22 protein-coding genes, 1 tRNA gene and 1 pseudogene are annotated in these 23590 nt (G+C 73.2%); 12 read left to right on the top strand and 12 right to left on the bottom strand.

The window, feature by feature from the left end; genetic code table 11:
* Window positions 1-72: 72 nt before the first annotated feature.
* Window positions 73-819, top strand: coding sequence for a TerD family protein (locus tag N5I75_RS10590; RefSeq protein ID WP_476676449.1), 747 nt, complete (start codon window positions 73-75; stop codon window positions 817-819).
* A 43-nt stretch (window positions 820-862) separates the two neighbouring features.
* Here the strand turns inward: N5I75_RS10590 and N5I75_RS10585 are convergent, their stop codons facing one another.
* On the bottom strand, window positions 863-1735 hold the full coding sequence (locus N5I75_RS10585; RefSeq protein WP_476676448.1) for a TerD family protein: 873 nt from the start codon (window positions 1733-1735) through the stop codon (window positions 863-865).
* A 215-nt stretch (window positions 1736-1950) separates the two neighbouring features.
* Here N5I75_RS10585 and N5I75_RS10580 point away from each other — a divergent pair, with 215 nt between their 5' ends.
* From N5I75_RS10580 to N5I75_RS10570, 3 genes and pseudogenes are all read left to right on the top strand, one after another.
* Window positions 1951-3117, top strand: coding sequence for an HpcH/HpaI aldolase/citrate lyase family protein (locus N5I75_RS10580; protein WP_476676447.1), 1167 nt, complete (start codon window positions 1951-1953; stop codon window positions 3115-3117).
* Window positions 3118-3179: 62 nt separating this feature from the next.
* Window positions 3180-5587, top strand: a pseudogene (locus N5I75_RS10575) (phosphoribosyltransferase).
* An 80-nt stretch (window positions 5588-5667) separates the two neighbouring features.
* Window positions 5668-6399, top strand: coding sequence for an HAD family hydrolase (locus N5I75_RS10570; RefSeq protein WP_476677018.1), 732 nt, complete (start codon window positions 5668-5670; stop codon window positions 6397-6399).
* A gap of 286 nt (window positions 6400-6685) precedes the next feature.
* Here N5I75_RS10570 and N5I75_RS10565 read toward each other — a convergent pair whose 3' ends face one another.
* The 3 genes from N5I75_RS10565 to N5I75_RS10555 form a co-directional block, all read right to left on the bottom strand.
* Window positions 6686-6907: an FmdB family zinc ribbon protein gene (locus tag N5I75_RS10565; RefSeq protein WP_476676446.1), complete on the bottom strand. Its 222-nt coding sequence runs from the start codon at window positions 6905-6907 to the stop codon at window positions 6686-6688.
* A gap of 9 nt (window positions 6908-6916) precedes the next feature.
* The gene (locus tag N5I75_RS10560) at window positions 6917-7624 is read right to left on the bottom strand and encodes a FadR/GntR family transcriptional regulator (RefSeq protein ID WP_476676445.1); all 708 of its coding nucleotides are present in this window, start codon (window positions 7622-7624) and stop codon (window positions 6917-6919) included.
* An 82-nt stretch (window positions 7625-7706) separates the two neighbouring features.
* Window positions 7707-9089, bottom strand: a complete 1383-nt coding sequence (locus tag N5I75_RS10555; protein WP_476677016.1) for a hypothetical protein — start codon at window positions 9087-9089, stop codon at window positions 7707-7709.
* A 1159-nt stretch (window positions 9090-10248) separates the two neighbouring features.
* On the opposite strand from N5I75_RS10555, the gene N5I75_RS10550 reads away from it, so the two are divergent.
* Window positions 10249-10323: transfer RNA gene (locus N5I75_RS10550), tRNA-Val, on the top strand.
* Between the two features lie 202 nt (window positions 10324-10525).
* On the opposite strand, the gene N5I75_RS10545 is transcribed toward N5I75_RS10550, so the two are convergent.
* Window positions 10526-10864: a hypothetical protein gene (locus N5I75_RS10545; protein WP_476676444.1), complete on the bottom strand. Its 339-nt coding sequence runs from the start codon at window positions 10862-10864 to the stop codon at window positions 10526-10528.
* 85 nt (window positions 10865-10949) lie between these two features.
* Here N5I75_RS10545 and N5I75_RS10540 point away from each other — a divergent pair, with 85 nt between their 5' ends.
* Window positions 10950-11189, top strand: coding sequence for a DUF2277 domain-containing protein (locus tag N5I75_RS10540; protein ID WP_476676443.1), 240 nt, complete (start codon window positions 10950-10952; stop codon window positions 11187-11189).
* A gap of 339 nt (window positions 11190-11528) precedes the next feature.
* On the opposite strand, the gene N5I75_RS10535 is transcribed toward N5I75_RS10540, so the two are convergent.
* Window positions 11529-12176: a DedA family protein gene (locus N5I75_RS10535; RefSeq protein ID WP_476676442.1), complete on the bottom strand. Its 648-nt coding sequence runs from the start codon at window positions 12174-12176 to the stop codon at window positions 11529-11531.
* Window positions 12177-12415: 239 nt separating this feature from the next.
* Here N5I75_RS10535 and N5I75_RS10530 point away from each other — a divergent pair, with 239 nt between their 5' ends.
* Window positions 12416-13027: a superoxide dismutase family protein gene (locus tag N5I75_RS10530; RefSeq protein ID WP_476676441.1), complete on the top strand. Its 612-nt coding sequence runs from the start codon at window positions 12416-12418 to the stop codon at window positions 13025-13027.
* A 63-nt stretch (window positions 13028-13090) separates the two neighbouring features.
* Here the strand turns inward: N5I75_RS10530 and N5I75_RS10525 are convergent, their stop codons facing one another.
* The 3 genes from N5I75_RS10525 to N5I75_RS10515 all read right to left on the bottom strand — a co-directional run bounded on the left by N5I75_RS10525 (window position 13091) and on the right by N5I75_RS10515 (window position 16204).
* Window positions 13091-13540 (bottom strand): DoxX family protein, encoded by a 450-nt coding sequence (locus N5I75_RS10525; protein ID WP_476676440.1) that lies wholly within the window; start codon window positions 13538-13540, stop codon window positions 13091-13093.
* Between the two features lie 174 nt (window positions 13541-13714).
* Complete coding sequence (locus N5I75_RS10520; protein ID WP_476676439.1) at window positions 13715-15409, bottom strand: alkaline phosphatase D family protein; 1695 nt, start codon at window positions 15407-15409, stop codon at window positions 13715-13717.
* Window positions 15410-15547: 138 nt separating this feature from the next.
* Window positions 15548-16204: an HNH endonuclease family protein gene (locus N5I75_RS10515; protein ID WP_476676438.1), complete on the bottom strand. Its 657-nt coding sequence runs from the start codon at window positions 16202-16204 to the stop codon at window positions 15548-15550.
* A gap of 456 nt (window positions 16205-16660) precedes the next feature.
* Here N5I75_RS10515 and N5I75_RS10510 point away from each other — a divergent pair, with 456 nt between their 5' ends.
* Window positions 16661-17317 (top strand): HAD-IA family hydrolase, encoded by a 657-nt coding sequence (locus N5I75_RS10510; RefSeq protein ID WP_476676437.1) that lies wholly within the window; start codon window positions 16661-16663, stop codon window positions 17315-17317.
* Between the two features lie 230 nt (window positions 17318-17547).
* Here N5I75_RS10510 and N5I75_RS10505 read toward each other — a convergent pair whose 3' ends face one another.
* Complete coding sequence (locus N5I75_RS10505) at window positions 17548-18405, bottom strand: peptidoglycan-binding domain-containing protein (RefSeq protein WP_476676436.1); 858 nt, start codon at window positions 18403-18405, stop codon at window positions 17548-17550.
* A 172-nt stretch (window positions 18406-18577) separates the two neighbouring features.
* Here N5I75_RS10505 and N5I75_RS10500 point away from each other — a divergent pair, with 172 nt between their 5' ends.
* Entirely contained in the window at window positions 18578-20620 is a 2043-nt protein-coding gene (locus N5I75_RS10500) for an MDR family MFS transporter (protein WP_476676435.1), read from the top strand.
* 103 nt (window positions 20621-20723) lie between these two features.
* Here the strand turns inward: N5I75_RS10500 and N5I75_RS10495 are convergent, their stop codons facing one another.
* Window positions 20724-21227, bottom strand: a complete 504-nt coding sequence (locus N5I75_RS10495) for a GNAT family N-acetyltransferase (RefSeq protein WP_476676434.1) — start codon at window positions 21225-21227, stop codon at window positions 20724-20726.
* Window positions 21228-21397: 170 nt separating this feature from the next.
* On the opposite strand from N5I75_RS10495, the gene N5I75_RS10490 reads away from it, so the two are divergent.
* Window positions 21398-22048 carry a hypothetical protein gene (locus tag N5I75_RS10490; RefSeq protein ID WP_476676433.1) on the top strand — a complete coding sequence of 217 codons (651 nt, stop codon included), beginning with the start codon at window positions 21398-21400 and terminating at the stop codon, window positions 22046-22048.
* Between the two features lie 6 nt (window positions 22049-22054).
* Window positions 22055-22687 (top strand): hypothetical protein, encoded by a 633-nt coding sequence (locus N5I75_RS10485; protein WP_476676432.1) that lies wholly within the window; start codon window positions 22055-22057, stop codon window positions 22685-22687.
* 78 nt (window positions 22688-22765) lie between these two features.
* Here the strand turns inward: N5I75_RS10485 and N5I75_RS10480 are convergent, their stop codons facing one another.
* On the bottom strand, window positions 22766-23083 hold the full coding sequence (locus tag N5I75_RS10480; RefSeq protein WP_476676431.1) for an antibiotic biosynthesis monooxygenase family protein: 318 nt from the start codon (window positions 23081-23083) through the stop codon (window positions 22766-22768).
* 103 nt (window positions 23084-23186) lie between these two features.
* On the opposite strand from N5I75_RS10480, the gene N5I75_RS10475 reads away from it, so the two are divergent.
* Window positions 23187-23588: an FHA domain-containing protein gene (locus tag N5I75_RS10475; protein WP_476676430.1), complete on the top strand. Its 402-nt coding sequence runs from the start codon at window positions 23187-23189 to the stop codon at window positions 23586-23588.
* Window positions 23589-23590: the final 2 nt, after the last annotated feature.

The following is a 23590-nucleotide window of genomic DNA, read 5'->3' as shown; positions in this document are numbered from 1 at the left end:
TCTCCCCGCGACCGCCCCGTTCGGCATGATCGGCATGAACGGGCGAACTCGGTATCGGCAGTTGGGGGCGGCATGTCCTTGTGGGACAAACTCTGGCGCGGGGGCTCCGCGCAGTTCGACTTCGATTCGGGCAGCGCGGCGACGAACTCCATCGAACTCACCAAACGACATCCGGTCGTCTCGCTCTCCAAACAGGGCGCGGAGACCGGCAACCTCCGTATCAACCTGTCCTGGCGGATGCGGACCTCGGACATCGGCGGCTTCGAGAAGAACAGCCTGATCCGCCACCCGTTCTCCATGTTCAAACCGGACGTCGTCCAGGCGCACACCCAGTCGATGGTCAACGTCGACCTGGACCTCGGCTGCCTGTACGAGCTGGCCGACGGCGACAAGGGCGTCGTACAGCCGCTCGGCAGCTTCTTCGGCTCGCTCAACGCGCCGCCGTACGTGAAGCTCAGCGGGGACGACCGGTTCGGCTCGGCGTCCGGCGAGACCATCTACGTCAACCTCGACCACCGCGACGCCATCAAACGACTGCTGGTCTTCGTCTACATCTACGACCAGACGCCGGCCTTCGACCGTACGCACGCGATCGTGACGCTGTACCCCAGCAACGGCCCGCGCATCGAGATCAGCCTGGACGAGCGCGCGCCGCAGGCCCGCTCCTGCGCCGTCGTCTCCATCGAGAACGTCAAGGGCGACCTGGTGGTACGGCGCGAGGTGAAGTTCGTGTACGGGTTCCAGGCCGAGCTGGACCGGTTGTACGGGTGGGGGCTGCAGTGGGGCCGCGGCTACAAGTCCAAGGTGGGGGAGCGCTAGCCCTCCCCGCACCTGTAGCGCCGGCCCCCGGCCCCGTACCCGCTCAGCGCCCGATGAACTGCGGCCCCTGCGGCGGAAGGCGGAACTCCGGGTCCGGGTGCGCCGTCGCCGCGACCGGCTGCGGATAGCCGTACGCGGGCTGGGACGGCGGGGCCGGCTGTGCCGCGGGCTGCGGCGGATACCCGTACGACGGCGGCTGCTGGGGCGGCAGCGGGAAGGACGGGGCGGGAGCCGCCTGCGCGGGGTAGGGCGCGGGCACGGTCGGCGCGGACGTGTCGGGCCCGGAGCCGGCCGGTGCGGAGCCGGCCGGTGCGGCGCCGGTCGGTGTGGCCGGAGCCGGCGCGGGCGGGCTGGGCGCGGGCTCCGCCGCGGCCGACTCGTCGACCGAGATGCCGAAGTCCGTGGCGAGCCCGACCAGGCCGTTCGAATACCCCTCGCCGACCGCGCGCAGCCGCCAGCCGTCGCCGCGCCGGTACAGCTCGCCGCAGATCATCGCGGTCTCCGCGCCCGTCTCCGGCTTGACGTCGAAGTGGGCGAGCGGCTCGGCGCCCTCGGCCGTGGCGTCGTACACGAACATCCGCAGCGCCTGCACGTGCTCGAACGCGACCTCGTCGGCGGAGGCCGTGAAGAGGATGCGGGTGATCTCCTGCGGTATCCCCGCGAGGTCCGCCTGGAGGGTGTCGGTCATGCCCTCGGGCACGCGCTTCTGGCCGAGCCGCCAGACCTTGCCCGAGGGGTGGCGCGGCTGGTTGTAGAAGACGAAGTCCTCGTCGGAGCGGACCTTGCCGCCGGCGCCGAGGAGCAGCGCGGAGGCGTCCACCGCGGGTACGCCCTGCCCGGGGGTCCAGCGGAGCACGGCGCGCACCGCCGTGGCGTCGAGCGGGACGTTCGCCCCCTTGAGCATCGCGTGCGTCATACGGTCATCCTGCCTTCCCGTGGTGGGCCGGGACAACGCGGGGTACTCGCGTTCGAGGGGACGGGGGCACCGGGAGGGCACCGGCCGGGCGGCACGGCGTCCGACATCCACGGGTTACCAGGATTTCATTGCACCCGGGAACTGTTGACACAGTCTTGTACGTACTATTACCGGCCACATCAAGCCAGGCGGCCCAGAGGAAACGGGGGAGACCTATGCGTCATTTCGGGCACATTGCGCCTGAGGTGCGGGAACGCCTGTTCCACCGGGAGCCGGGCCCCTTCGGTCCGGACTCCCCGCCCCACCTGCTCGCGGCGGCGCTCGGCGCCACCCTCTACAGCCCCGCGACGAGGCCCCGCCTCGCCGACGACGTGCTCAAGCAGGCCGCCCGCGGCGTCGTCTCCATGGTGCTGTGCCTGGAGGACTCGATCAGCGACGGGGAGGTCAGCGGCGCCGAGGAGAACCTGGTGCGCCAGTTCGCCGACCTCGCCGCGCGCGGTGTCGAGACCCCGATGCTCTTCATCCGCGTACGCGAACCGCGGCAGATCACCGACCTCGTCCACCGCCTCGGAGCGGCCGTCGCGCTGCTGTCCGGATTCGTACTGCCGAAGTTCACGGAGGAGCGGGGCGTTCCGTTCCTGGAGGCGCTCACCGCCGCCGAGATGTCCACCGGGCGCAGGCTCTTCGCCATGCCCGTCCTGGAGTCGCCCGAGTTGCTGCACCTGGAGACGCGCACCGAGACGCTCGACGGGATCGCCCGCACCGTCGACAAGTACCGCGACCGCGTCCTCGCCCTGCGCCTCGGCGTCACCGACTTCTGCTCGGCGTACGGGCTGCGCAGGCCGCCGGACATGACCGCGTACGACGTCCAGATCGTCGCCTCCGTCATAGGCGACGTCGTCAACCGCCTCGGCCGGGCCGACGGCACCGGGTTCACGGTCACCGGTCCTGTCTGGGAGTACTTCCGCCACCAGGAACGCATGTTCAAGCCGCAGCTGCGCCGCAGCCCCTTCCTCGAAGAGGGCGCGGAACCGTTGCGCGAGGCGCTCATCCAGCACGACCTGGACGGGCTGCTCCGCGAGATCGAGATGGACCGGGCCAACGGCCTGCTCGGCAAGACCTGCATCCACCCCTCCCACGTCCTGCCCGTGCACGCGCTCTCCGTCGTCAGCCACGAGGAGTACAGCGACGCGCAGGACATCCTGCGCCCCGAGCGGGACGGCGGCGGGGTCCTCAGGTCGGCGTACACGAACAAGATGAACGAGGTGAAGCCGCACCGCGCCTGGGCCGAGCGGACGCTGCGGCGCGCGGAGGCGTTCGGCGTGGCACGCGAGGACGTCGGGTTCGTGGAGCTGCTGACGGCGGGGCTGCCCGCGTCATGACCCAGGGCAGGACCGAGACCACGGCCGAGGCCGCCATTCGAGCGAAGGACGCAGAGAACAAAGTGAACACCGTGTGGTCGGGTACGTGGGTCGCCGAGCGGCTTGGCGTCGAGCTGGCCGGGGACGAAGGGCTGACCGAACTCCTCGGGCTCGCCCTGCGCCGCAACCCCAAGCGCGCGCATCTGCTCGTCTCGAACGTCCTCGGCAAACACGTGCCGCAGCGCCCCTCGGTGATATGGGCGGCCGGGCGTGAACTAGGCGTGCGAGTAAGGGAGTTGCTCGGTGACGAAGCCGCGGCGCGCGCTGTCGTCCTGGGGTACGCCGAGACCGCGACCGGCCTCGGCCACTCGGTCGCCGACGGCCTCGCGCTCGCGCCCTACCTGCACTCCACGCGCCGCCCCGTCGACGGAGTGGCCCGCGCGGGCGGCTTCGAGGAGTCCCACTCGCACGCCACCTCCCACCTCCTGCTGCCCGAGGACCCCGCGCTGCTCGCCGGGGACGGGCCGCTGGTCCTCGTCGACGACGAGTTCTCCACCGGCAACACGGTCCTGAACACCATCCGCGCCCTGCACGAGCTGCACGCCCGCGCGCACTACGTCATCGTCGCGCTCGTCGACATGCGCTCGCCCGGCGACCAGGGGCGGCTCGACGCGTTCGCGGAGGAGATCGGCGCCCGGGTCGACCTGGTGGCCATGGCGCGGGGTTCGGTGCGGCTGCCCGAGGGGTCCTGGAGAAGGGGCAGGCGCTCGTCGCCGCTCACGAGGGTGCGGGTGTGCCCGTGGCCCGGCGGGAGCGGGGTGAGATCGTCCGCGTCGGCGATCCCGGCTGGCCGGTCGGGGTGCCGGACGGCGGGCGGCACGGCTTCACCCCCGCCCACCGGGCCCGCCTCGAAGCGGCGCTGCCCGGCATGGCCGCACGGCTCGCGCCGCACACGCGCGGGCGCGTACTCGTCCTCGGCAACGAGGAGCTGATGTACGCGCCGCTGCGCCTCGCCACCGCCCTGGAGGCGGCCGGCGCCGACGTCTCGTACTCCACCACGACGCGTTCGCCGGTCCTCGCCGTCGACGACCCCGGGTACGCGATCCGCACCCGCCTCGTCTTCCCCGCCCACGACGCGCCCGCCGACGGGCCCGGTGAGCGGTACGCGTACAACGTGGCGGGCGGCGGCTTCGACACGGTCGTCGTCGTGCTCGACTCGGTCGGCGACCGGGCCGAACTCGACGCGCCCGAAGGGTTGTTGGCGCGCGTGGCCGAACATGCCGGGCGGGTGGTGGTGGTCGTGCTGCCGTCGTACGTGCCCGGCGGGACTCAGGAAAGGCCCTCCATGACGTTGCCCGAGCCGCTGCGCGGCCCCGCCTTCTCCTCGTACGCGCCCGACGAGGTCGGCTGGCTGTTGCAGGACCTCTCGGACGTGACCCTGGAGGCGCCGACCGAGGAGCGCGAGGAGGCCATCCAGAGCGGGGGAGCGCACTACGCCGAGTCGCTGCCGGTCGAGTACCAACCGAGCCCGCAGTACCAGGAGTTGTTCCACGCCGCGCTCGACGCGTCCGCCGAGCGGATCGCGCGCGCGGTCGGTGTCGTCACGGAGACGGTGCTCGCCGAGCGTTCGCCGCGGCCGGTCCTGGTCTCCCTCGCGCGCGCGGGGACGCCGGTCGGTGTGCTCATGCGGCGCTGGGCACTGCGCCGGCACGGGCTCGAACTGCCGCACTACGCGGTCTCGATCGTGCGCGGCCGGGGTATCGACGTGAACGCGCTGCGCTGGCTCGCCGCGCACCACGACCCGGCCGATGTCGTCTTCGTCGACGGGTGGACGGGCAAGGGGGCGATCACCCGCGAGCTGTCCGCCGCGGTCGCGGAGTTCGAGGGATTCAACCCCGACATCGCGGTGCTCGCCGATCCCGGCTCGTGCGTGCGGACGTACGGGACGCGCGAGGACTTCCTCATCCCCTCCGCCTGCCTCAACTCCACGGTCTCCGGGCTGATATCGCGCACCGTGCTCCGCTCGGACCTCGTCGGGCCCGACGACTTCCACGGCGCCAAGTTCTACGCGGAGCTGGCCGGTTCGGACGTGTCGCGGCACTTCCTGGATGTGGTCGAGGAGCGGTTCGACGCGGTACGGGACGCTGTCGACGCCGACGTCAAGGACATGCTCGGGGCCGATCGCGCGCCGACGTGGGAGGGCTGGGCCGCCGTGGAGCGGATCAGCGAGGAGTACGGCATCCACGACGTGAACCTCGTCAAGCCGGGCGTCGGCGAAACGACACGGGTGCTGCTGCGGCGCGTGCCGTGGAAGATCCTGGCGCGGGCCGGCGCCGGGGCGGACCTCGCGCATGTGCGGCTGCTCGCGGAACAGCGCGGGGTGCCGGTGGAGGAGGTCGCCGACCTCCCGTACACCTGCGTCGGGCTGATCCACCCGAGGTACACGCGCGGGGCGACGGGCGGCGACGGCAAGGCGGTGGCGGCGAAGTGAGCTCCGCTGTTGCCCCGGTCGTGGTCGCCAGCGACCTCGACCGTACGTTGATCTACTCCGCCGGGGCGCTCGGCCTGACCATGCCCGACGCGCTCGCGCCGCGCCTGCTCTGCGTGGAGGTGTACCAGAGCAGACCCCTGTCGTACGTGACGGAGGACGCGGCCGCGCTGCTCGCGGAGGTGGCGCGGCGCTCGGTCTTCGTGCCGACGACGACGCGGACGCGGGAGCAGTACGGGCGGGTGCGGCTGCCGGGGCCGGTGTCGCGGTACGCGATCTGCGCCAATGGCGGGCACATCCTGGTCGACGGGGTGTCCGACCCCGAGTGGAGTGCGGCGGTCGCCGCCGGGATCGAGGCGGGGTGCGCGCCGCTGGCGGAGGTGCGGGCGCGGATGGTCGGCGCCGCGGACCCGGCGTGGCTGCTGAAGGAACGGGTCGCCGAGGACCTGTTCGCCTACCTCGTGGTCGACCGGGCTCTGCTGCCGCCCGGCTGGGTCAAGGAGCTCGCCGCGTGGGCGGACGGGGTCGGCTGGAACGTCTCCCTCCAGGGCCGCAAGGTCTACGCCGTCCCGAAGCCGCTGACCAAGGGCGCGGCGGTGCGCGAGGTGGCCCGCAGGACCGGAGCGGAGCGCACCCTGGGCGCGGGCGACTCACTCCTCGACGCGGACCTGCTGGACGCGGTGACGCACGCCTGGCGCCCCGCCCACGGCGAACTGGCGGAAGCGGGGTGGACGAACCCGGGCCTCACGGTGCTCCCTGAGAGCGGGGTGTTGGCGGGGGAGGCGGTGCTGAGGGGGTTCTTGGGGCAGTTGTGAGTGGGCTGTAGGTGTGATCGCGGCTGCGGGCCGGTGGGGGCTGGTCGCGCAGTTCCCCGCGCCCCTGAAGGCATGCGGCTGCGCCGCGCCTTCTCCGATGCGGGCCAGGGGAAGCTGGTCGCGCAGTTCCCCGCGCCCCTGGAGGCGTGCGGCTGCGCCGCGCCTTCTCCGCTGCGAGCCGGTGGGGGCTGGTCGCGCAGTTCCCCGCGCCGCTGAAGGCGTGCGGCTTCGCTGCGCCTTCCCCGTTGTCGGGCCCGGCCGACCCACCGCCCGCTCCCGCCGGAGGCTAGCCGCAGCAGCCGCCTCCGCAGCAGCCGCCGCCACCGCCCGGCGAGGGGGCCGGGGACGGGGTCGGGGTCGCGGCGCCCATGACCGCCACCGTCGACAGGAGTTTGACCGTGTCCTCGTGGCCCGCGGGGCAGGGTGTGGGGGCCGAGGACTGGGACATGGGGCGGCGGAGTTCGAACGTGTCGCCGCAGGTGCGGCAGCGGTATTCGTAACGAGGCATGGGTCGAGGTTACGGGGTCGGGTCGGCCCGGAGCGAGAGGTCAAGGAGTTCCAGCATCGCCGTGTAGGCGCCGTCCGCGTCCCGGTCCCGTACGCGCGCCGCGACCTCGGCGTGGGCCGGGAGCGGGTGGGGGTGCGGGCCCGCGTGGACCCGTTCGCCGCGGGCGGTGAGGGGCGGGGCCAGGACGTGGGCCAGGCGGGCGAAGAAACGGTTGCCCGAGGCCGTCAGGAGGGTGGTGTGGAAGGCGACGTCGGCGCGTGCGGCCAGCTCCGCGTGCGGGGCGTGTGCCAGGCGCTCCGCCTCGGCCATCGCCGAGAGGGACGCGTCCAGCGCGCGCAGGTCGTCCGGCGAGCGGAACTGGGCGGCGAGCGCGGCGGCGGACGGTTCGACGGCGCGGCGCAGCTCGTGCAGGTCGGGGAAGACGTCGAGAGGGCCGAGGGGCTCGTGGGCCAAGGTCCAGCGCAGGACGTCCGCGTCCAGAACGTTCCACTCGGCCCGGGGCAGGACCCGGTGCCCGGCGTCCACGACGCCCTTCGCCGCGAGGACCCGTACCGCCTCGCCGACGACCGGTTCCAGGAGCCCCAGCTCGGCGGCGAGGAGCGGCGGTCGCAGACGGCGGCCGACGTCGTACGCACCGTCCGTGATGCGGCGGGCCAGCGTCTCGACCGCGGCGCGGTGCACGTCGTGCCCGTGCGGCAGCGGCGGTGAGCTGGTCATGCGGAGCAGGCTCGCACGGGTGGCCGCGTGAGATCAATTCGCCCTGGAGAGGGGCCGGTTGGGAGCGCCGCGCACCGTCGTGTCAGGCGCCGCCGCGCTCCTCGCGGATCCGCGTCACGACCCGGGCCGCCGTCTCCCGCACCGCCTCCGTCTCCGTGAGGAAGTGCCAGTAGTCCGGGTGGCGGCCCTCCAGACCCTCGACGGCGCGGTCGAGGCGGGCCACGGAGTCGTCGAGGGGGCGGGCGTGGCGCGGGTCGGGCGTGGAGCGGCCCGCCATGGCGAGGCGCTGCGCGTCCCGGATCGCGAACCGGGTGCGGTCGATCTCCTGCTGCGGGTCCTTGGACACGGCGTTCAGCCGGTGCAGCCGGTCGGAGGCGGCGGAGACCGACTCGTCCGTCGTGTTGAGCAGCGCCCGCACGGTGGACAGCCGCGACGTGGCGTCGGGCCAGCGCTGCTCGTCCCGCGCGGCGCGGGCCTCGGCGAGCTTGGTCTCGGCCTGCCGCACGTTCTCCGCGGCCAGGTCCGGTACGCCCTGGAGGTCCTGCCAGCACGCCGCGGCGAACCGGCGCCGCAGCTCGCTGAGGACCGGCTCGACCTGCCCGGCGCGCGTGGTCAGCGCCTGTGCCCGGGTGCGCAGCGAGACCAGACGCCGGTCGATCTCGGCGGCCCGCTCGGGCAGCCGCTCGGCCTCCGCCCGTACGGACTCGGCGTCCCGCGCGACCCGCTCGGCGCGCTCCAGCGTCTCGGGGACGCCGTGCCGGCCCGCGCCCTCGTTCAGCTTGGTCAGCTCGGGGCCGAGCGCCGCGAGCCGTCCGGCGAGGTCGTCGGCCTTGAGCCCGGCCGCGCGGACCGTGTCCAGGGCGGTCGTCGCGGCGAGCAGCGCTTGCCGGGCGCGCTCGACGGACGGCGCCAGCCGCGCCAGTTGCGTCTCCGCCTTGCCGAGCAGCGGCCCGAGCCCCTGCGCGAACCGGTCCAGGTCCTGCTTGGTCCGGGTCAGCTGGTCCTTGGCCTGCGTCAGATCGGCCCGCGCGCGAGCCGCGACGCTCGCCTCCAGATCGTCCCGGTCCAGGTCATGGGCGTCGACCGCGCTGATGTACTGCGCGCTGACCTCGTCGATCCGGGTCCCGAGCCGCTCGAAGTCGCCGACGGCGCGGCGCGCGGCGGGGGAGTCGTCGACCGCGGTGATGGTCTCTATCGAGATGCGCAGGTCCCGCTGCGCGGTGTCCAGCTCGTAGAACGCGGCGGCGGCGGCGTCCTTCGCCGCCTGCGCCTCCGCCCGCTGGGACTCGGCACGGCCGCCGAACCACTTCCGGGTGCCGCCACCGGCGAAGGCGGCGGTCGTGGCCGCCGTGAGCAGGGGCAGCGGGAGCAGCGCGAGGACGAGGAGGTCGTGCAGTCGATGGTGGGAACGGGAGCGGGGTCCGCGCCGCACGCGCGGCGCGGTCTCGGTCGTGGCCGGGCGCATCCCGTCGAGGCGCTCGTTCTTCGCCGTCGTCACCAACCACTCCCCGTGCCGTCGTCCGCCCTGGCCGGTGTCCATTCTCCCACCGGTCAAGAGCGAACACACGAGCCGGTCCGTCCGTGGTTCCGCCCGCGGTTCAGTCCGCTGTGCGCACCGTGACCTTTCCGTCCTGCGCGCGGGCCGTGATCCGGTGCGCGCTGGCCTCGTCACGGGGGACCGAGACGTCGACGCGGCCGTCGTCGGTGTGCGTGTCCACGCGGTACGTGGCCGAGCCGGGCAGCTCGAAGGTGAGCGACCCGTCGTCGCTGGTGGCGTCGAGCCGGTCGGGGCCGTGCGCAGGGCGAGGTGCGCGGAGCCGTCCTTGGTGTGCAGGGAGACCTGCCGGGCGTCCACGCCGGAGGCGCGCAGCGAACCGTCGTCGCCGCTCAGCCGCAGCGGGCCCGAGACGTTCCGCACGCGGACCGAGCCGTCCTTCGTCGAGATGTCGAGCCCCTTGTCGAAGTCGCGGGCGCGGACGCTGCCGTCGTCGTTGCGGACGACCACGGCGACGCCGCGCGGGACCTCCACGCGATGGCGCGCCGAGCAGTCGGCGATGAAGCCGCTGCAGTGCAGGCGCAGGGTCAGGCGGTCCTCGTCCGCCTGCCACTTCCACGTGACCTTCGGATCGGAGCCGATCACGGTGGAGCCCTGGAACCAGCGGGTCACCTCGACCTTGTCGCTATCGCCCGGGATCAGTTCCAGGGCGGCGTCGTCCGAGTCGACGGTGAGGGTGCGGCCCTGCAGGGCGAACGCGCGGTGGTCCGGGTGGTCGTCGTCGGAGGAGTCGGCGCCGCACGCCGTGGCCGTCGCGGCGACGGCGACCACGGCCGCCGCGGCGGCGAGACCGCGGATCGTGCGGGGGCCGCGTGTGGTGCGGGACGGTTGGACGGTCATGGTGAACTCCCCCTGCGGCGACTGCGCTTGCGCTGCCTGCTGCTGCTTCCCGCTCTGGTTCCGGGGTGCCGGGCCGGTGGGCGGCACCCCATGAACGTACGGCTGTACGAGCCTCTGGCGGGATGCGGCCGGCCACCGGATCGCAGGTGGGGATAACCCCCGCAGTCGTTCCGACCGTTACGGGTTTGCGGTGCACTGCCTGCGGCAAGGTAGGCTGTCCCGGAATCTGGGGTGCGTAGCTCAGGGGTAGAGCGCCTGCCTTACAAGCAGGATGTCGGCGGTTCGAAACCGTCCGCGCCCACCAGTGGCAAGGAGTACGTCAGAGGCTCCCGGCGGATGCGCCGGGGGCCTTTTTCGTTCCTGCGCGGGTATGCGCGCCGCAAGCTGGCTTTGGCGGTCACCCGGTGGGGGTTCCACGTGCACGATCCGTCCGGGATGCCCGGTCCGCCGCTGGGGCAGCGGATACGGGAGCGGAGGCGGCCTGCGCGGCGACGGCAGCCGGGCTGTCAGGCCCCGTGTACGTGCTTGAGGCGGGCCCGGGCCCGTACCGAGTCCGGGCCCGAGAGGTCCCGCCAGTAGCGGTGGCACGTCACGAAGACGGCCAGTTCCAGTTCGCGCCTGCGGAGTTTTTCGACCTCGGCCTGTTCGTCCTCGGTCCAGCCCGGTGAGGCGGGGCGCTCCAGCTTGCGCCAGCCCTGGGTGTCGCTGATCGCGTCGGCGGGCGCCACCGACCACGGGAGCCGCTTGAGGAGGGCCAGGAGTTCGGCCCTGATCTGGTGCAGCTCCTCCTGGCCGGCGCGGAGGTCGCTCGGGAAATCGAAGTCGGGGTCATCGGTCGCTGCCACCCGGCAATGGTACGTCTGTTCGAATTTGGTGTGCGAGGGGCTTCGGGCCATTCACGCGAACGTGTGATCGGAGCAGACTGGAGGTATGTGCCGGAGCATCAAGACCCTTCGTCCGCCCGTTCTCCCCGAGGAAGCCACGGAGGACGAGATCAGGGCCGCGGCCCTGCAGTACGTGCGGAAGGTGTCCGGGTTCCGGGCGCCCGCCGCGCACAACCGGGAGGTGTTCGAGCGGGCCGTGGAGGAGGTTGCGCGGGCTACGGAGGTTTTGCTCGGGGGGCTCGAGGTGCGGGGCGCTGGCGCTGCCGCGCGGGGGGCCGGATCTTGAGCGCCCTGGGCTGGTGAGGGCTGGCCGGCCGGGGGCTCGGTTCCTGGGGAGCGTCGGCGGGCGCGGCGCCGTCGTGGCTGGTCGCGCAGTTCCTCGCGCCCCTGGGAGTGTGGGCGGGTGCGGCGCCGTTGTGGTTGCTCGCGCAGTTCCCCGCGCCCCTGAGATGCGCACTTCGTGCGCCATCTCAGTGAGGCCGCGCGCGACGCCCCCAATGAAGCTGCGGCGAAGCCGCACGCTTCAGGGGCGCGGGGAACTGCGCGAGCAACCACGATGTGCGCGTCGGGCGCGGGAAGTGGTGCGGCACCCCTTTCGGGGCGGATAGCGCGTGCGAGGCGCCTTCTAGGCTCCCGGGGCGGGTGCCGCCTCCTGGGATTGCGGGGTCGGGCGGCGCATCACGTAGGCCGCTATGACGCCCGCTCCGATCAGCGCCAGCAGGGAGACCACCGTGGACAGCCAGCTGGCGCCGAGCCATTGCGCCCCGAAGTAGCCCAGCGCCACGCTGTACCCCGCCCAAGCCACCCCGGCCGCAGCGGACCAGGGCAGAAACTCCCGGACCTTGCGATGCGCGGAGCCGGCCGCGAAGGAGACGACCGAGCGCCCCGCGGGGGCGAAGCGGGCGATGATCACGAGCAGGCCGCCGCTGGACCGGGCGAGCGCCCCGCCGAGCCGTTCCTGCGCGGTGGTCAGACGCCGGGAGCGGGCGATGGCGCGGTCGAGGCGCTCACCGCCGAGCCACGCGAGCCGGTACGCCACGAGGTCACCGAGGACGGACGCCGTCGCCGCGCTCAGCGTCAGGACCAGCAGGTCGGGGACTCCGTGCGGAACCGCGCCGGTCGCCGCGCCCGAACCCGCCGCCGCGGCCGTCGCCGCGGTGATCACGAGGACCCCGCTCGGCAGCACGGGCACGAAGACGTCGAAGAGCACGGAGAGCGCCACGATCGCGTAGATCCATGGACTTCCGGTCAGCGACCCCACGCTCTCCAGCACTGCTAGCCAACTCCCGTACGAAACGTTCCCCCGGACCGTTCCTCCAGGCGGGAGCGGCGTCATGACAGCTGTACAGCGTACGCCCGGTGTGTCGCACGAGGTACGCAAGGGGTACAGATGTTCCCCATCTCACGTTCACCCGACTGCGCTCACCCAGGTGCGCCGTCCCGGGCGGCGCCGCGCCGCCCCGTCGCGTACCAACGATCCAGAAGCGACGAAGAAGATGAAGGGGACTGGCGATGGTGGTGGCAGGAATGGTGACCGGCGCGCTCGCGGCGGCCGTGCTGGCGGCGGGCGGCGGCGGAGCGGCAGAGGCCACGGGGGCCACGGGAACCACGAGCGGGGTCATGGAGGCCACGGGCGGTGGGGCGTACTTCGTGCAGAGCGAGGCGACGTTCTCGCCGCCCATGGCCTTCCTGCCGTCGCCCGCGATGACGTACGACACCAAGCTGGTGCCTGCCGCGTCGTCGATCAAGGTGACGCAGAGCGGCAGCGGGGACCGGATGACGGTGCGCCTGGACGTCGAGGGCCTCGCCCCCTCGCACGCGTTCGGGGCGCACGTGCACGAGAACGCCTGCGGCGCGGACCCGGAGGCGGCGGGCGGGCACTACCAGCACGTGGCCGACCCGGCGAAGGCGGACGCCGCGAACGAGGTCTGGCTCGACTTCACGACCGACGCCGAGGGCGCGGGCAAGGCCGTCGTCCACAAGGAGTGGGGGCTGCGGGACGGCGAGGCCGGGTCGGTCGTGATCCATGACGCGCCGGGCGGCGCCGGGAAGCGCGTGGCCTGCTTCACCGTGCCGTTCGGCAACCAGCCGCTCGCCGGTCCGGCGTTCGGCCAGGGGTTGTAGCGCCCGTGGGTACGGCCCGGCCGCTCGGCAGCGGCCGGGCCGTCACGTCGCTGCGCGCGAGGCTCAGGCCGCGACCGTCGCCCGTTCCGGCCGCGCCTCCTCGGGCCGCTCGCCGCGCCCGGCGAACAGCCGGTCGAGGCCGAACGCGCCCGAGCCCGTGAAGACGAGCAGCAGCATGGTCCAGCAGAACACCGCCGACGCCTCGCCGCCGTTCTGCAGCGGCCAGAGCGACTCGGGCTGGTGGACCTTGAAGTACGCGTAGGCCATCGAGCCGGACGAGATCAGCGCGGCGGCGCGGGTGCCGAGGCCGAGCAGGACCATTCCGCCGCCGACGAGCTGGATCACGGCCGCGTACCAGCTGGGCCAGGTGCCCGCTTCGACGGTGCCGCCGCCCATCGAACCGCCGAGGACGCCGAAGAGCGAGGCGGCGCCGTGGCAGGCGAAGAGCAGACCGATGACGATGCGGAACAGGCCGAGGGCATAGGGCTGGGCGCTGTTGAGACGTCCAGTCATGGTGGGGCTCCTTCGGTCGGTTGGGGACGAACCGATGTCACCGATGGAGTCGGCGCCGACGCTGCCGCCGTTGCCACCGGCTTGGAAGAAGCACAGGTTAGGTGTACCTAACTAGAGCTTGCAAGTTCAACATTCGGCCAAGTTCCGGTTCCGCTTGCGGCGCGTTGTCGGTTTTTACGTGATCTTGCGGTGGTCCTTCCTGACCAGGCCTTGCCGCGCGTCGGCCTGGTCGAGGGAGAGGTCGGCGGAGCGTCCGCGCAGCGTCAGCGTCATCAGGTGGTTGCCGAACCAGGGGCCGCCTGACCTGCGCCAGCGCACCCGGGGCGGGGCCGCGCGCGCGTGCCGGGCGAGGCCGCGCCCGATGGCCCGTCCCCATCGGCTCCAGCCGAAGCGGAACGCGAGGCGCATGTAACCCGGGATCGAGTTGTGCACGGGTGAGCAGGTGAGCTGGAGGATGCGCGCGGTCGGCGCCGATCCGTCCGCCGGGGTCGGCCAGGTCGGTTCCGCGATGTACGCGTGGTGCACGTCGCCGCCGAGGACCGAGATCGTCGCGGGGGCGGCCGGGCCCCGGCCCGCGTCCGCCACCAGGTCCGTGAGCGTGTCGAACGACTTCGGGAACGCGGGCCAGTGCTCCAGATCGGCCCGCCTGCGCAGCTTCTCGCCGCGCCGCGCCCAGCGGGCACCGCGCTCGCCGTGGCACATCGCCGCGTTCCAGTTCTCCGCGTCGTGGATGAGATGCGGCAGCAGCCATGGCAGGGACGAGCCGATGAGGAGGTGGTCGTAGGCGCCGGGCGCGCTGTCCTGGCCGTCGAGGACCTGCTCGCGCACCCAGCGCTCCTCGTCCGGGTCGAGCATCGCCCGGTTCTCCTCGTCGAGGACGCGGGCGGCCCGGGTGTCGATCATGACCAGGCGTACGCGGCCGAAGTCGCGCCGGTAGCTCCAGCGGGCGCAGGTCGGGTCGGTGTCGGCGCGGGCGGCGAACGCGCGCAGCGCGTCCGTGCCGTCGGGCGTCGCGCGCACCGCCGCGTACACGGGGTCGTCGGCGAGTTCGGACGGGGGCAGGTTGCCTATGTGCTGGTGCACCCAGTACGACATGAGGCCGCTGAGGATGCGCTCCTGCCACCAGGGCTTCGCGCGCATGTCGCGCAGCCAGGCGGCGCTGGTGTTCCAGTCGTCGATCACGTCGTGGTCGTCGAAGAGCATCAGGCTGGGGACCGTGGAGAGGAGCCAGCGGATCTCCGGGTCGAGCCAGGACTCGTAGTAGAGGTGCGTGTACTCCTGGTAGTCCGCGACCTGCGTGCCGGGCGGTTCGTCCAGGTCGCGGCGGCGGGACAGCCACTCCTGTGTCGCCGGTGAGGTCTCGTCCGCGTAGACCTGGTCGCCGAGGAGGACGAGGACGTCCGGGCGCTCGGCCGACGGGTCGGCGGCGAGGCGGGCCGCCAGGGTGTCGAGGGCGTCCGGGCCGACCGGGTCGTGCTCGCCGCCCAGCTCACGGCCGCGCTCGCGCCAGGAGGAGCCCGAGGCGGGCGGCGCGGCCCAGCGGCAGGAGCCGAAGGTGACGCGGACCTGGGCGTCCGCCGCCTCGTAGTGCGGGGCGCGGATGGTGCTCGCCGGGAAGCGGGAGTCCGGCTCGGGCCAGACCGTGCCGCCGTCCAGGACCACCTCGTACGCGGTCTCGGTGCCCGGCGTGAGGCCGCCGACCGGGACGAGCGCGTAGTGGTGGCCGTCGATCTGGAAGGTGGGTGCGCTGCCCGACGCGCCGTCCGCGCAGCGCACCTCGGCGACGCAGGGCCGGCTCGCCTCGACCCAGACCGTCGCCGTCTCCTCGTCCACGTACCTCAGCACTGGTCCCAGGCGCAGCCTCGCCACGTCGCCTCCTCCGCGTATCGCTCGGTCGGTGTTGCGTAGTCGTCCGTCGTCGTCCGTTGTCGTTTGCAGACGTCCGTACGGTACGGAACACCGGGGCCGAGCGGGGGAGCGGGCGGGGGGAGAGGGGTCAGCCGGCGGTCAGCAGCCGCTCAGCTTCGACTGGATCGCGGACTTCTCCGCCGAGTCCACCGACAGGTCGTAGTAGTGCTTCACCTGCACGTACATCCGCAGGTACGTGCAGGCGTACGCGGTGCGCGGCGGCATCCACTCGGCGGGGTCCTGGTCGCCCTTGGACTGGTTCACGTTGTCGGTGACCGCTATGAGCTGCGGGCGGGTGAGGTCGTTGGCGAGCGACTGGCGCTTGGCGGTCGTCCAGCCGCTCGCGCCGGACTTCCACGCCTCGGAGAGCGGGACGATGTGGTCGATGTCGACGTCGCTCGCCGCCGTCCAGGTGGCGCCGTCGTACGCGGAGTACCAACTGCCGGACGTGGCAGCGCAGTCGGAGCCGGTCTGTACGTTGCTGCCGTCGCGCTTGAGGACGGTCTCGCGGGTGTTGCAGGTGCCGGACTGGGTGATCCAGTGCGGGAACTTGTCGCGGCTGTAGCCGTCGGAGGAGCCCTCGGCCTTGACGGTCAGCTCGGCGAGGTAGGTGCGGGCCGTCGCGGCGGTCACGGGGGTGGGCGGAGCGGCGTGGGCGGCCGGGGCCGCCGTGAGGAGGGTGAGGGCGGTGAGGGTGGCCGCTCCCGTGCCGAGGAGGGCGGCCGTGCGGGGTCGACGCGCGTAGAGGCTGAGCATGTGAACTCCCTTGACATGGGGGGTTGTTGACCGGACGAGTGGGGTGCGTGCGGCCATGGTGGGGGGAGGGGGTTGCGCGGGGGTGTTCTTCTGGTGACAGGGTCGCGTCAAAGTGGTGGGCGGGACAAGGGGCCGGGCCGCAACGTCCCCGTTTTGCCCGGTAATTGGGCCAGGTGGCTCTCTGGGGTGCGCCCCGTCGTGTTCGGGTGCGCCCGCTTTCCTGTGGCTCCCGTGTTGGTGCTCGGGTCACGGGGCTCCGCCCCGGGCCCCGCTCCTCAATCGCCGGAGGGGCTGAATCTGGGCGGGTGGCGCTGACCCGGGTTCGTTTTGTACCGTGTGGGAACAAAGTGGCTCCCGCCCGCGTACCCTGACCGGTGGGCGGGGCCGCCTTGTCCCGGCCCTCGGCGGTCGGGGCCGTCACTCGTCTCAGCCGTCACACAGTTCTGGAGCCCGCCGATGACCGTTCTCTCCGCGCGTGCCCTCCTGCTCGACATGGACGGCACCCTCGTCAACTCCGACGCCGTCGTCGAGCGCATCTGGCGGCGCTGGGCCGCCGAGCACGAGCTGGACGGCGACATGGTGATGGGCGTCGTGCACGGGCGTCAGGGGTACGCCTCCATGGCCCTGCTGCTGCCCGAGCGGCCCATGGCGGAGAACCACGCCGACAACGCCCGGATGCTCGCCGCGGAGACCGCCGACATGGACGGCGTCGTGCCCGTGCCCGGTGCCGCGGCGTTCCTGGAGGCGCTGATCTCCGGCGGTGTCGCGCACGCGCTCGTCACCTCGGCCGACCTGGCGCTGTCGACCGGGCGGATGGCCGCCGCCGAGCTGCCCTACCCGGCGGTCCGTGTCACCGCCGAGAACGTGGGCGCCAGCAAGCCCGACCCCGAGGGCTTCCTGAAGGGCGCCGCCGAGCTGGGCGTCGACCCCGCCGACTGTGTCGTCTTCGAGGACTCCGGCGCGGGCATCACGGCGGGGCTCGCCGCGGGGATGCGGGTCGTTGGTGTCGGCCCGCGCGCGGGCGAGCACGGGCCCACGGTCCACGTGCCCGACCTGACGGCCGTACGGGTCGAGGTCGCCGGCGACGGCGAGATCCTGCTGCACATCGGCTGACCAGCCGGAAACACATCCGCTGCCCGGCGGCACCCCCAACCCCCTCGGCCGACCGGCCCCGGGACCCCCAGCCCCCTCGGCCGACCGGCCCCGGAACCCTAGACCCCCTCGGCCGACCGGCCCCGGAACCCCCAGCCCCCCTCGGCCGACCGGCCCCGGGACCCCCAGCCCCCCTCGGCCGACCGGCCCCGGACGCCTCAGCCCCCCTCGGCCGACCGGCCCCGGACGCCTCAGCGCGTCTCCGCCTCCAGGAGCCGCCGCGTCGCCGCGCCGTACGTGCCCGGGTCGTCCCCCCGCACCCCGCGCGCCATCTGATAGGCGCGCAGCGCGAACTCCGTGCGGCCGTCGAACCTGCCGTCCGGGTCCGCCGGGTACAGGTTCAGCTTGCGCAGCCGGTACTGCATCTCGCCGACCTCCGGGCCCCGGTCACCCCGGCGCAGCACCTGCGGCTCCTGCTGCCGCGTACGCGACGGGCGCGGTGTCGGGGAGGCGGAGGCGGTGGCGGAGGGCCTCGGGGTCGTGGACGCCGAGCGCGTCGGGGACGGCGGCGCCGTGCTCGACGGGGCCGACGCGGAGGGCGCCACGGGGGCCGTCGCCGCGCGCGACACCTGCGGCGACGAAGGCCCGGCCGTGCGTTCCGTTGCGGACGCGGACGGGCTCGGGGCCGCACCGGACGCGTTCGGCGTCGTCGCGGCGAGCGGGGTGCCCGCCTCCTGCGCGGCGACGCTCGTGTCGCCGTCGCCCGACGAGATGAGGACCGTCACCAGCGCCGCCACGCTCAGCACCCCGGCTATCGCCGCGAGGAGCAGCAGCGGGGGGCGGCGCGTGGCGTCCCCGGGGTGCGGGGGATCGGCGTCGTCGGCGGCGGCCACCCTCGGCAGCTCGGGCGGCAGGGGCGGGTGGGCGTACGGGTCAGGGGCGCGAGGGGGCGGTGGCTGGGACGGTTCCGGCAGGGTGACGTAGGGGCGGACCCGCAGCGGGCCGAACCCCTCCGCCTCGCAGGTGCACGCGGTGCCCCCGTCCGCCCCCGCCCCGCACTCCTTGCACGAACGGCCCGTATCGGGCCGACGACGCTCCTCACCACTCATGCCGTGGTCCCCTCCCCGAGACTCGTGCGCAGTGCTGCGGTCCTCCCCGAGAACTGCGACGAATTATGCAGACCCAAGCGCATCACCCGCAGCGCCGGGCCCGAACTCGACAGGACGAACCGGGGCGCAGCGCACAGGATGGGAGGGACCGAGGCAGCCGTCGGAGGTGGGCATGAGCAGCCAGTACATCGGCACGGCGGGCGGCGGTGGCGCCGGGAAGAGCAGTGGGGTCCTCGTCTCGATCGGGGCGCTGCTGCTCGGCATGCTGCTCGCCGCGCTCGACCAGACCATCGTCTCCACGGCGCTGCCGACCATCGTCAGCGACCTGGGCGGTCTGGAGCACCTGTCCTGGGTCGTCACCGCCTACATGCTCGCCGCGACGGCAGCGACGCCCCTGTGGGGCAAGCTCGGCGACCAGTACGGCCGGAAGAGGCTGTTCCAGCTCGCCATCGTGATCTTCCTGATCGGCTCCGCGCTCTGCGGAATGGCGCGGAACATGCCCGAGCTGATCGGCTTCCGGGCGCTCCAGGGGCTCGGCGGCGGCGGGCTCATGGTGCTGTCCATGGCGATCGTCGGCGACCTCGTGCCGCCGCGCGAGCGGGGCAAGTACCAGGGGCTGTTCGGCGCCGTGTTCGGGGCGACCAGCGTGCTGGGGCCGCTGCTCGGCGGGCTGTTCACCGAGCATCTGAGCTGGCGCTGGGTCTTCTACGTCAACCTGCCCGTCGGCGTCGTCGCGCTCGGTGTCATCGCCGCCGCCCTGCACATCCCGGCCCGCAGGCGGCAGCACCGTATCGACTACCTGGGCACCTTCCTCATTGCCGCCGTCGCCACCTGCCTCGTCCTCGTCGCCTCGCTCGGCGGTACGACCTGGGGCTGGGGCTCGCCGCAGATCATCACGCTCGCCGTGCTCGGTGCGGCGCTGGCCGTGGTCTTCGTGTGCGTGGAGTTCCGCGCGGCGGAGCCGGTGCTGCCGATGAAGCTGTTCCGGGTCCGCACCTTCACCCTCGCCGCGATCATCAGCTTCGTCATCGGGTTCGCGATGTTCGGCGCGATGACGTATCTGCCGACGTTTCTCCAGGTGGTCCAAGGTGTGTCGCCGACCATGTCAGGTGTGCACATGCTGCCCATGGTGATCGGGCTGCTGCTGTCCTCCACCGTCTCGGGGCAGATCGTCAGCCGCACCGGGCGCTGGAAGGTCTTCCCGGTCGCGGGCACGGCCGTCACCACGATCGGGCTGCTGCTCCTGCACAACCTCGACGAGAACAGCGCGACCGCCGAGATGAGCGCCTGCTTCTTCGTCTTCGGCCTCGGCCTGGGCCTCGTCATGCAGGTTCTCGTCCTGATCGTGCAGAACGCGGTGCCGTACGAGGATCTGGGCGTCGCCACCTCGGGCGCCACGTTCTTCCGCTCCATCGGTGCCTCGTTCGGCGTCGCGATCTTCGGCACGATCTTCGCCAACCGCCTCGCCACGAAGCTGACCTCGGCGCTCAGCGGGCAGCCGCTGCCGTCCGGGGTGAGCCCCGGCTCGCTCAAGGCCGACCCGCGCGGCATCGGCGACCTCCCGCCCGCCGTGCGCGGGCCCGTCCTGCACGCGTACGCGACGTCGATCACGGACGTCTTCCTCTACGCGGCCCCGGTCGCCCTGCTCGCCTTCGTCCTCGCCTGGTTCCTGCGCGAGGACAAGCTGCGCACCTCCGTCACCGCGCCCGACCAGAGCCAGACGCTCGCCTCCAACCCGGTCGAGCGCTCCTCGCGTGACGAGGTGGCGCGGGCCCTGTCGGTCCTTGGCACGCGCGAGGGGCGGCGTGAGATCTACGAGAAGATCACCGCCCGGTCCGGTTACGACCTGCTGCCCGCCGCGAGCTGGCTCGTGCTCCGGGTGAACCGGTGCGGCTGGGCCGAGCCCGCCGTCCTCGCCGAGCGCAGCGCCGTACCCCTGCAGGTGATCATCGAGGCGGCGCGACAGGTGGAGGAGCGGCACTTGGCGGTCCGGGAGGGCCTCGACATGGTCCTCACGGACGAGGGGCGCACGGTCGCGGCCCGGCTCGCCAAGGCCCGCGAGGACTCGCTCGCGGAGCTGCTCGGCGACTGGTGGGGGCCCGAGCGGCCCACGGACCTCTTCCAGCTGGTGTCGGAGCTGAACGCCGAGCTGTGCGGCTCCGACGCGGAGCGCCCGCACGACGGCGGCAGCCATCGGCAGGGCCTCGCGGCGTAAACGTAACTCCCCGGCTGTGCAGCTCGGCACGCCCCGGCTGTGCGCTCGGCACGCCCCGGCTGTGCGCTCGGCGCGCCCTGCCTATGTGCTCAGCTCGCCTCGCCTACGCGCTCAGCTCCTTGCTGAACCAGTGCTCGGCGTAGACGTCGTCGTTGTGCGGCGCCGTCTCCTCGTAGCCGAGCCGGGCGTACAGGGCCCGCGCCTCGACCAGGTCGGAGCGCGTGTCGAGCCGGACCCGGGTGGCGCCGAGGGCGCGGGCCGCGTCCTCGGCCGCCGCGACGAGCAGCGCCGCCCCGCCCGTGCCGCGCGCCTCCTCGGCCACGTAGACGCGGGTCAGCTCGGCGATGCCCGGCGCCACGAGCCGCACACCCGCGGTCCCGGCGGGCTCGCCGTCGTACCGCCCGAGCAGCAATTCGCCGTGCGGGTATGTCAGTTGTGCGCCCGCATCGTCGGCGGCGATCCCGCGCTCCAGGTCCGCCGGATCGGTGGCGCGCCCCTCGTGCAGCAGGAACCAGCGGTCGCTGACCTCCGTGTAGTAGGCGCGCCACAGGGCGGCGGCCACGGCGGAGTCGTACGGCTCGGGGGAGACGGTCCAGCGGGTGCGCATGGCGCATTGTGGGGCGCGTGGGACGGTCCACCGCAACCGGTTAACCCCGCCCGGCGCCGTCGGCAGAGCGGCCTGTTTGAGGGCGCGGGGGCGGGCAACCCGGTTCACCGTAAGCACTGTTGACAGTTGACCCAGATTCGACGGACACCGGGAAGGTCGGGAAGACAGCCATGTCCACAGGCGTGATCATCGCTCTGATCGTGGTGGGGGTCGTGGTCGTCGTCGCGGCGGGCGTGTTCGCCGCGCGGACCAAGCCCCGCGGCGGGCGGAGCCTCAAGAGCCGCTTCGGGCCCGAGTACGAGCGGGTCGTCGCCCGGCACGACGGCGACACGAAAGCCGCTGAAGCCGAGCTGACCGAGCGGGTGCGGCGGCACGGGTCGCTGCGCACGCACGACCTCGACCCGGCCGCGCGCGAGCGGTACCGGGCGCGCTGGGCCGCCGCCCAGGAGCGCTTTGTCGAGTCGCCCGCGGAGGCGGTCGCCGAGGCGGACGCCCTGATCTCGGACCTCGCGAAGGAGCGCGGCTTCCCCGACGGCACCCGCCACGACGAGCAGTTCGAGGCGCTCTCCGTCCACCACGGCCACCACGTGCACGGCTACCGGCGCGTCCATGAGGCGGCGCACACCGGCATCGGCGCCGGTACGGAGGAACTGCGCGAGGCGATGGTCGAGGCGCGGGCCCTCTTCGACGACCTGACCGGTACGGGCGGCCACGTCGCGCACCGGGACCGGACGGACGACACCGCCGCGGCGGACGGCGCGCACACGCGGCACAACCGGACGAACAGCCCCCTCAAGGGGCGCCTTGCGAAGGGGAGTTGATCGACGATGGCAGAGATCGGACGCGCGCGACAGGACGGCACGGCCCCGGGCACGTCCCCCGGTACGGCGCCGGGCGCGACCCCGTTGAACGAGTCGCCGCTGAACGAGCAGCCGAGGGAACCGTTCAAGGAGCCGGTGACCGACCCGGCGGCGCACGCCCCGCGCGAGCCCCGGCACGAACCCGGACACGAGCCCCGCGAGCAGGCCCCGGGCGCGGGCGTCCCGGCCGGCGCGGACCCGCTCAGCGGACACGGCACGGACGGCACGCACGGTGCGCACGGCACGGACGCCACGGGCGTCCACCGGGCCGCCGACGGGATCGGCCACCAGGACTCCCACCATGACGGGCACCGCGACGGCCACCACGACGGTCACTCCACGCTCGTCGCGCACGACCTGCGCGAGGACATGACGGGCCGCCTCAAGCACGCGGTCGCCGGTTTCGTGGACCAGCCCCGCGCCGCCGTCGAGGAGGCCGACCATGTCCTGGAGGACCTGACGGCCCGCCTCACCGAGACCCTGGCGGGCCACCGCCGCACCCTGCGCACGTCCTGGCAGGACTCGGGCGAGGACACGGAGCGGCTGCGCCTGGCCCTGCGCGACTACCGCGAGACGGCGGAGCGCCTGCTGAAGCTGTGACGCCCTGCTCCTGACATGCCAGTGCGGCCGGTCCCCTTCCTCAGGGGGCCGGCCGCACTGCCGTGCTGCGCTTGAGGCTCACGCGCCCTTCGGCGCCGCCTGCTGCACGACCTCGAAGGACCACACCGTCGACCCGCTGGCGGCGGGCTTCGGACGGTCGCCGCCGCCCTGGTGGGCCGCCTTCATCGGGCCCTCCATCCAGGCCTGGAACGACTCCTCGTCGCGCCAGCGCGTGTAGACGAGGTAGTCGTCGGTGCCCTCGACGGGGCGGAGGAGTTCGAACCACTCGAAGCCGTCCGAGTTCTCCACGGCGCCCGCGCGGGACGCGAAGCGCTTCTCCAGGACCTCGCGCTGTTCGGCCGGGACGTTCAGGACGTTGATCTTCACAATGCTCATGCGGGTCATTGTCCCGCACACCGCCGCGACGTACGGGCGCTGAGGCTTAGGATGCCGCCCCTACGGTCCTCGCGGACCCGGACGGACGCTGGGGGAGTGTGCGGTGCTCGAACTGACCATGGCCGCGGTGGGCGGCGGCGACGAGGGCGCCACCGCCGGGATGGTGATGGCGGAGGCGGCCAGCGCGCCCGGCGCCGTCCTGCGGGTCGGCCGCGACGCCGCCCAGTGCCGGCTCGTCACCCCGGAGGACTGGCTGTTCGTCTCGCGGGTGCACCTGGAGTTCCGGTGCGGGCCCGAGGGCGAGTGGAGCCTCCACTGGCTGCGGGGCTCCCAGGGCGACCCCGCCGCCGAGGTACGGGTCCGGCTCGGCGCGAGCGGCGGGCCGGGACACCCGCTCTCGTACGGCGGCGCGTACCGCCTGCCGCGCGGCGCCTCCGGCGAGGCCGTCGTCCTCGACCGGGGCGGACCGCGCAGCGTGCACGTGGGTTTCTACCAGGAGCTGTGAGT

The sequence above is a fragment of the Streptomyces sp. R818 genome (genome assembly GCF_056172735.1).
Note: the sequence above shows the minus strand (reverse complement) of the source record. Positions and strands in the feature narration are given on the sequence as shown.

Coding starts and splice junctions, on each gene's coding strand:
- N5I75_RS10495 (WP_476676434.1), bottom strand. CDS start 21,227: ATGCGCACCCGCTGGACCGTCTCCCCCGAGCCGTACGACTCCGCCGTG.
- N5I75_RS10500 (WP_476676435.1), top strand. CDS start 18,578: ATGAGCAGCCAGTACATCGGCACGGCGGGCGGCGGTGGCGCCGGGAAG.
- N5I75_RS10555 (WP_476677016.1), bottom strand. CDS start 9,089: ATGCGCCCGGCCACGACCGAGACCGCGCCGCGCGTGCGGCGCGGACCC.
- N5I75_RS10585 (WP_476676448.1), bottom strand. CDS start 1,735: ATGACGCACGCGATGCTCAAGGGGGCGAACGTCCCGCTCGACGCCACG.
- N5I75_RS10540 (WP_476676443.1), top strand. CDS start 10,950: ATGTGCCGGAGCATCAAGACCCTTCGTCCGCCCGTTCTCCCCGAGGAA.
- N5I75_RS10515 (WP_476676438.1), bottom strand. CDS start 16,204: ATGCTCAGCCTCTACGCGCGTCGACCCCGCACGGCCGCCCTCCTCGGC.
- N5I75_RS10560 (WP_476676445.1), bottom strand. CDS start 7,624: ATGACCAGCTCACCGCCGCTGCCGCACGGGCACGACGTGCACCGCGCC.
- N5I75_RS10530 (WP_476676441.1), top strand. CDS start 12,416: ATGGTGGTGGCAGGAATGGTGACCGGCGCGCTCGCGGCGGCCGTGCTG.
- N5I75_RS10510 (WP_476676437.1), top strand. CDS start 16,661: ATGACCGTTCTCTCCGCGCGTGCCCTCCTGCTCGACATGGACGGCACC.
- N5I75_RS10525 (WP_476676440.1), bottom strand. CDS start 13,540: ATGACTGGACGTCTCAACAGCGCCCAGCCCTATGCCCTCGGCCTGTTC.
- N5I75_RS10580 (WP_476676447.1), top strand. CDS start 1,951: ATGCGTCATTTCGGGCACATTGCGCCTGAGGTGCGGGAACGCCTGTTC.
- N5I75_RS10570 (WP_476677018.1), top strand. CDS start 5,668: ATGCCCGACGCGCTCGCGCCGCGCCTGCTCTGCGTGGAGGTGTACCAG.
- N5I75_RS10480 (WP_476676431.1), bottom strand. CDS start 23,083: ATGAGCATTGTGAAGATCAACGTCCTGAACGTCCCGGCCGAACAGCGC.
- N5I75_RS10590 (WP_476676449.1), top strand. CDS start 73: ATGTCCTTGTGGGACAAACTCTGGCGCGGGGGCTCCGCGCAGTTCGAC.
- N5I75_RS10505 (WP_476676436.1), bottom strand. CDS start 18,405: ATGAGTGGTGAGGAGCGTCGTCGGCCCGATACGGGCCGTTCGTGCAAG.
- N5I75_RS10485 (WP_476676432.1), top strand. CDS start 22,055: ATGGCAGAGATCGGACGCGCGCGACAGGACGGCACGGCCCCGGGCACG.
- N5I75_RS10565 (WP_476676446.1), bottom strand. CDS start 6,907: ATGCCTCGTTACGAATACCGCTGCCGCACCTGCGGCGACACGTTCGAA.
- N5I75_RS10490 (WP_476676433.1), top strand. CDS start 21,398: ATGTCCACAGGCGTGATCATCGCTCTGATCGTGGTGGGGGTCGTGGTC.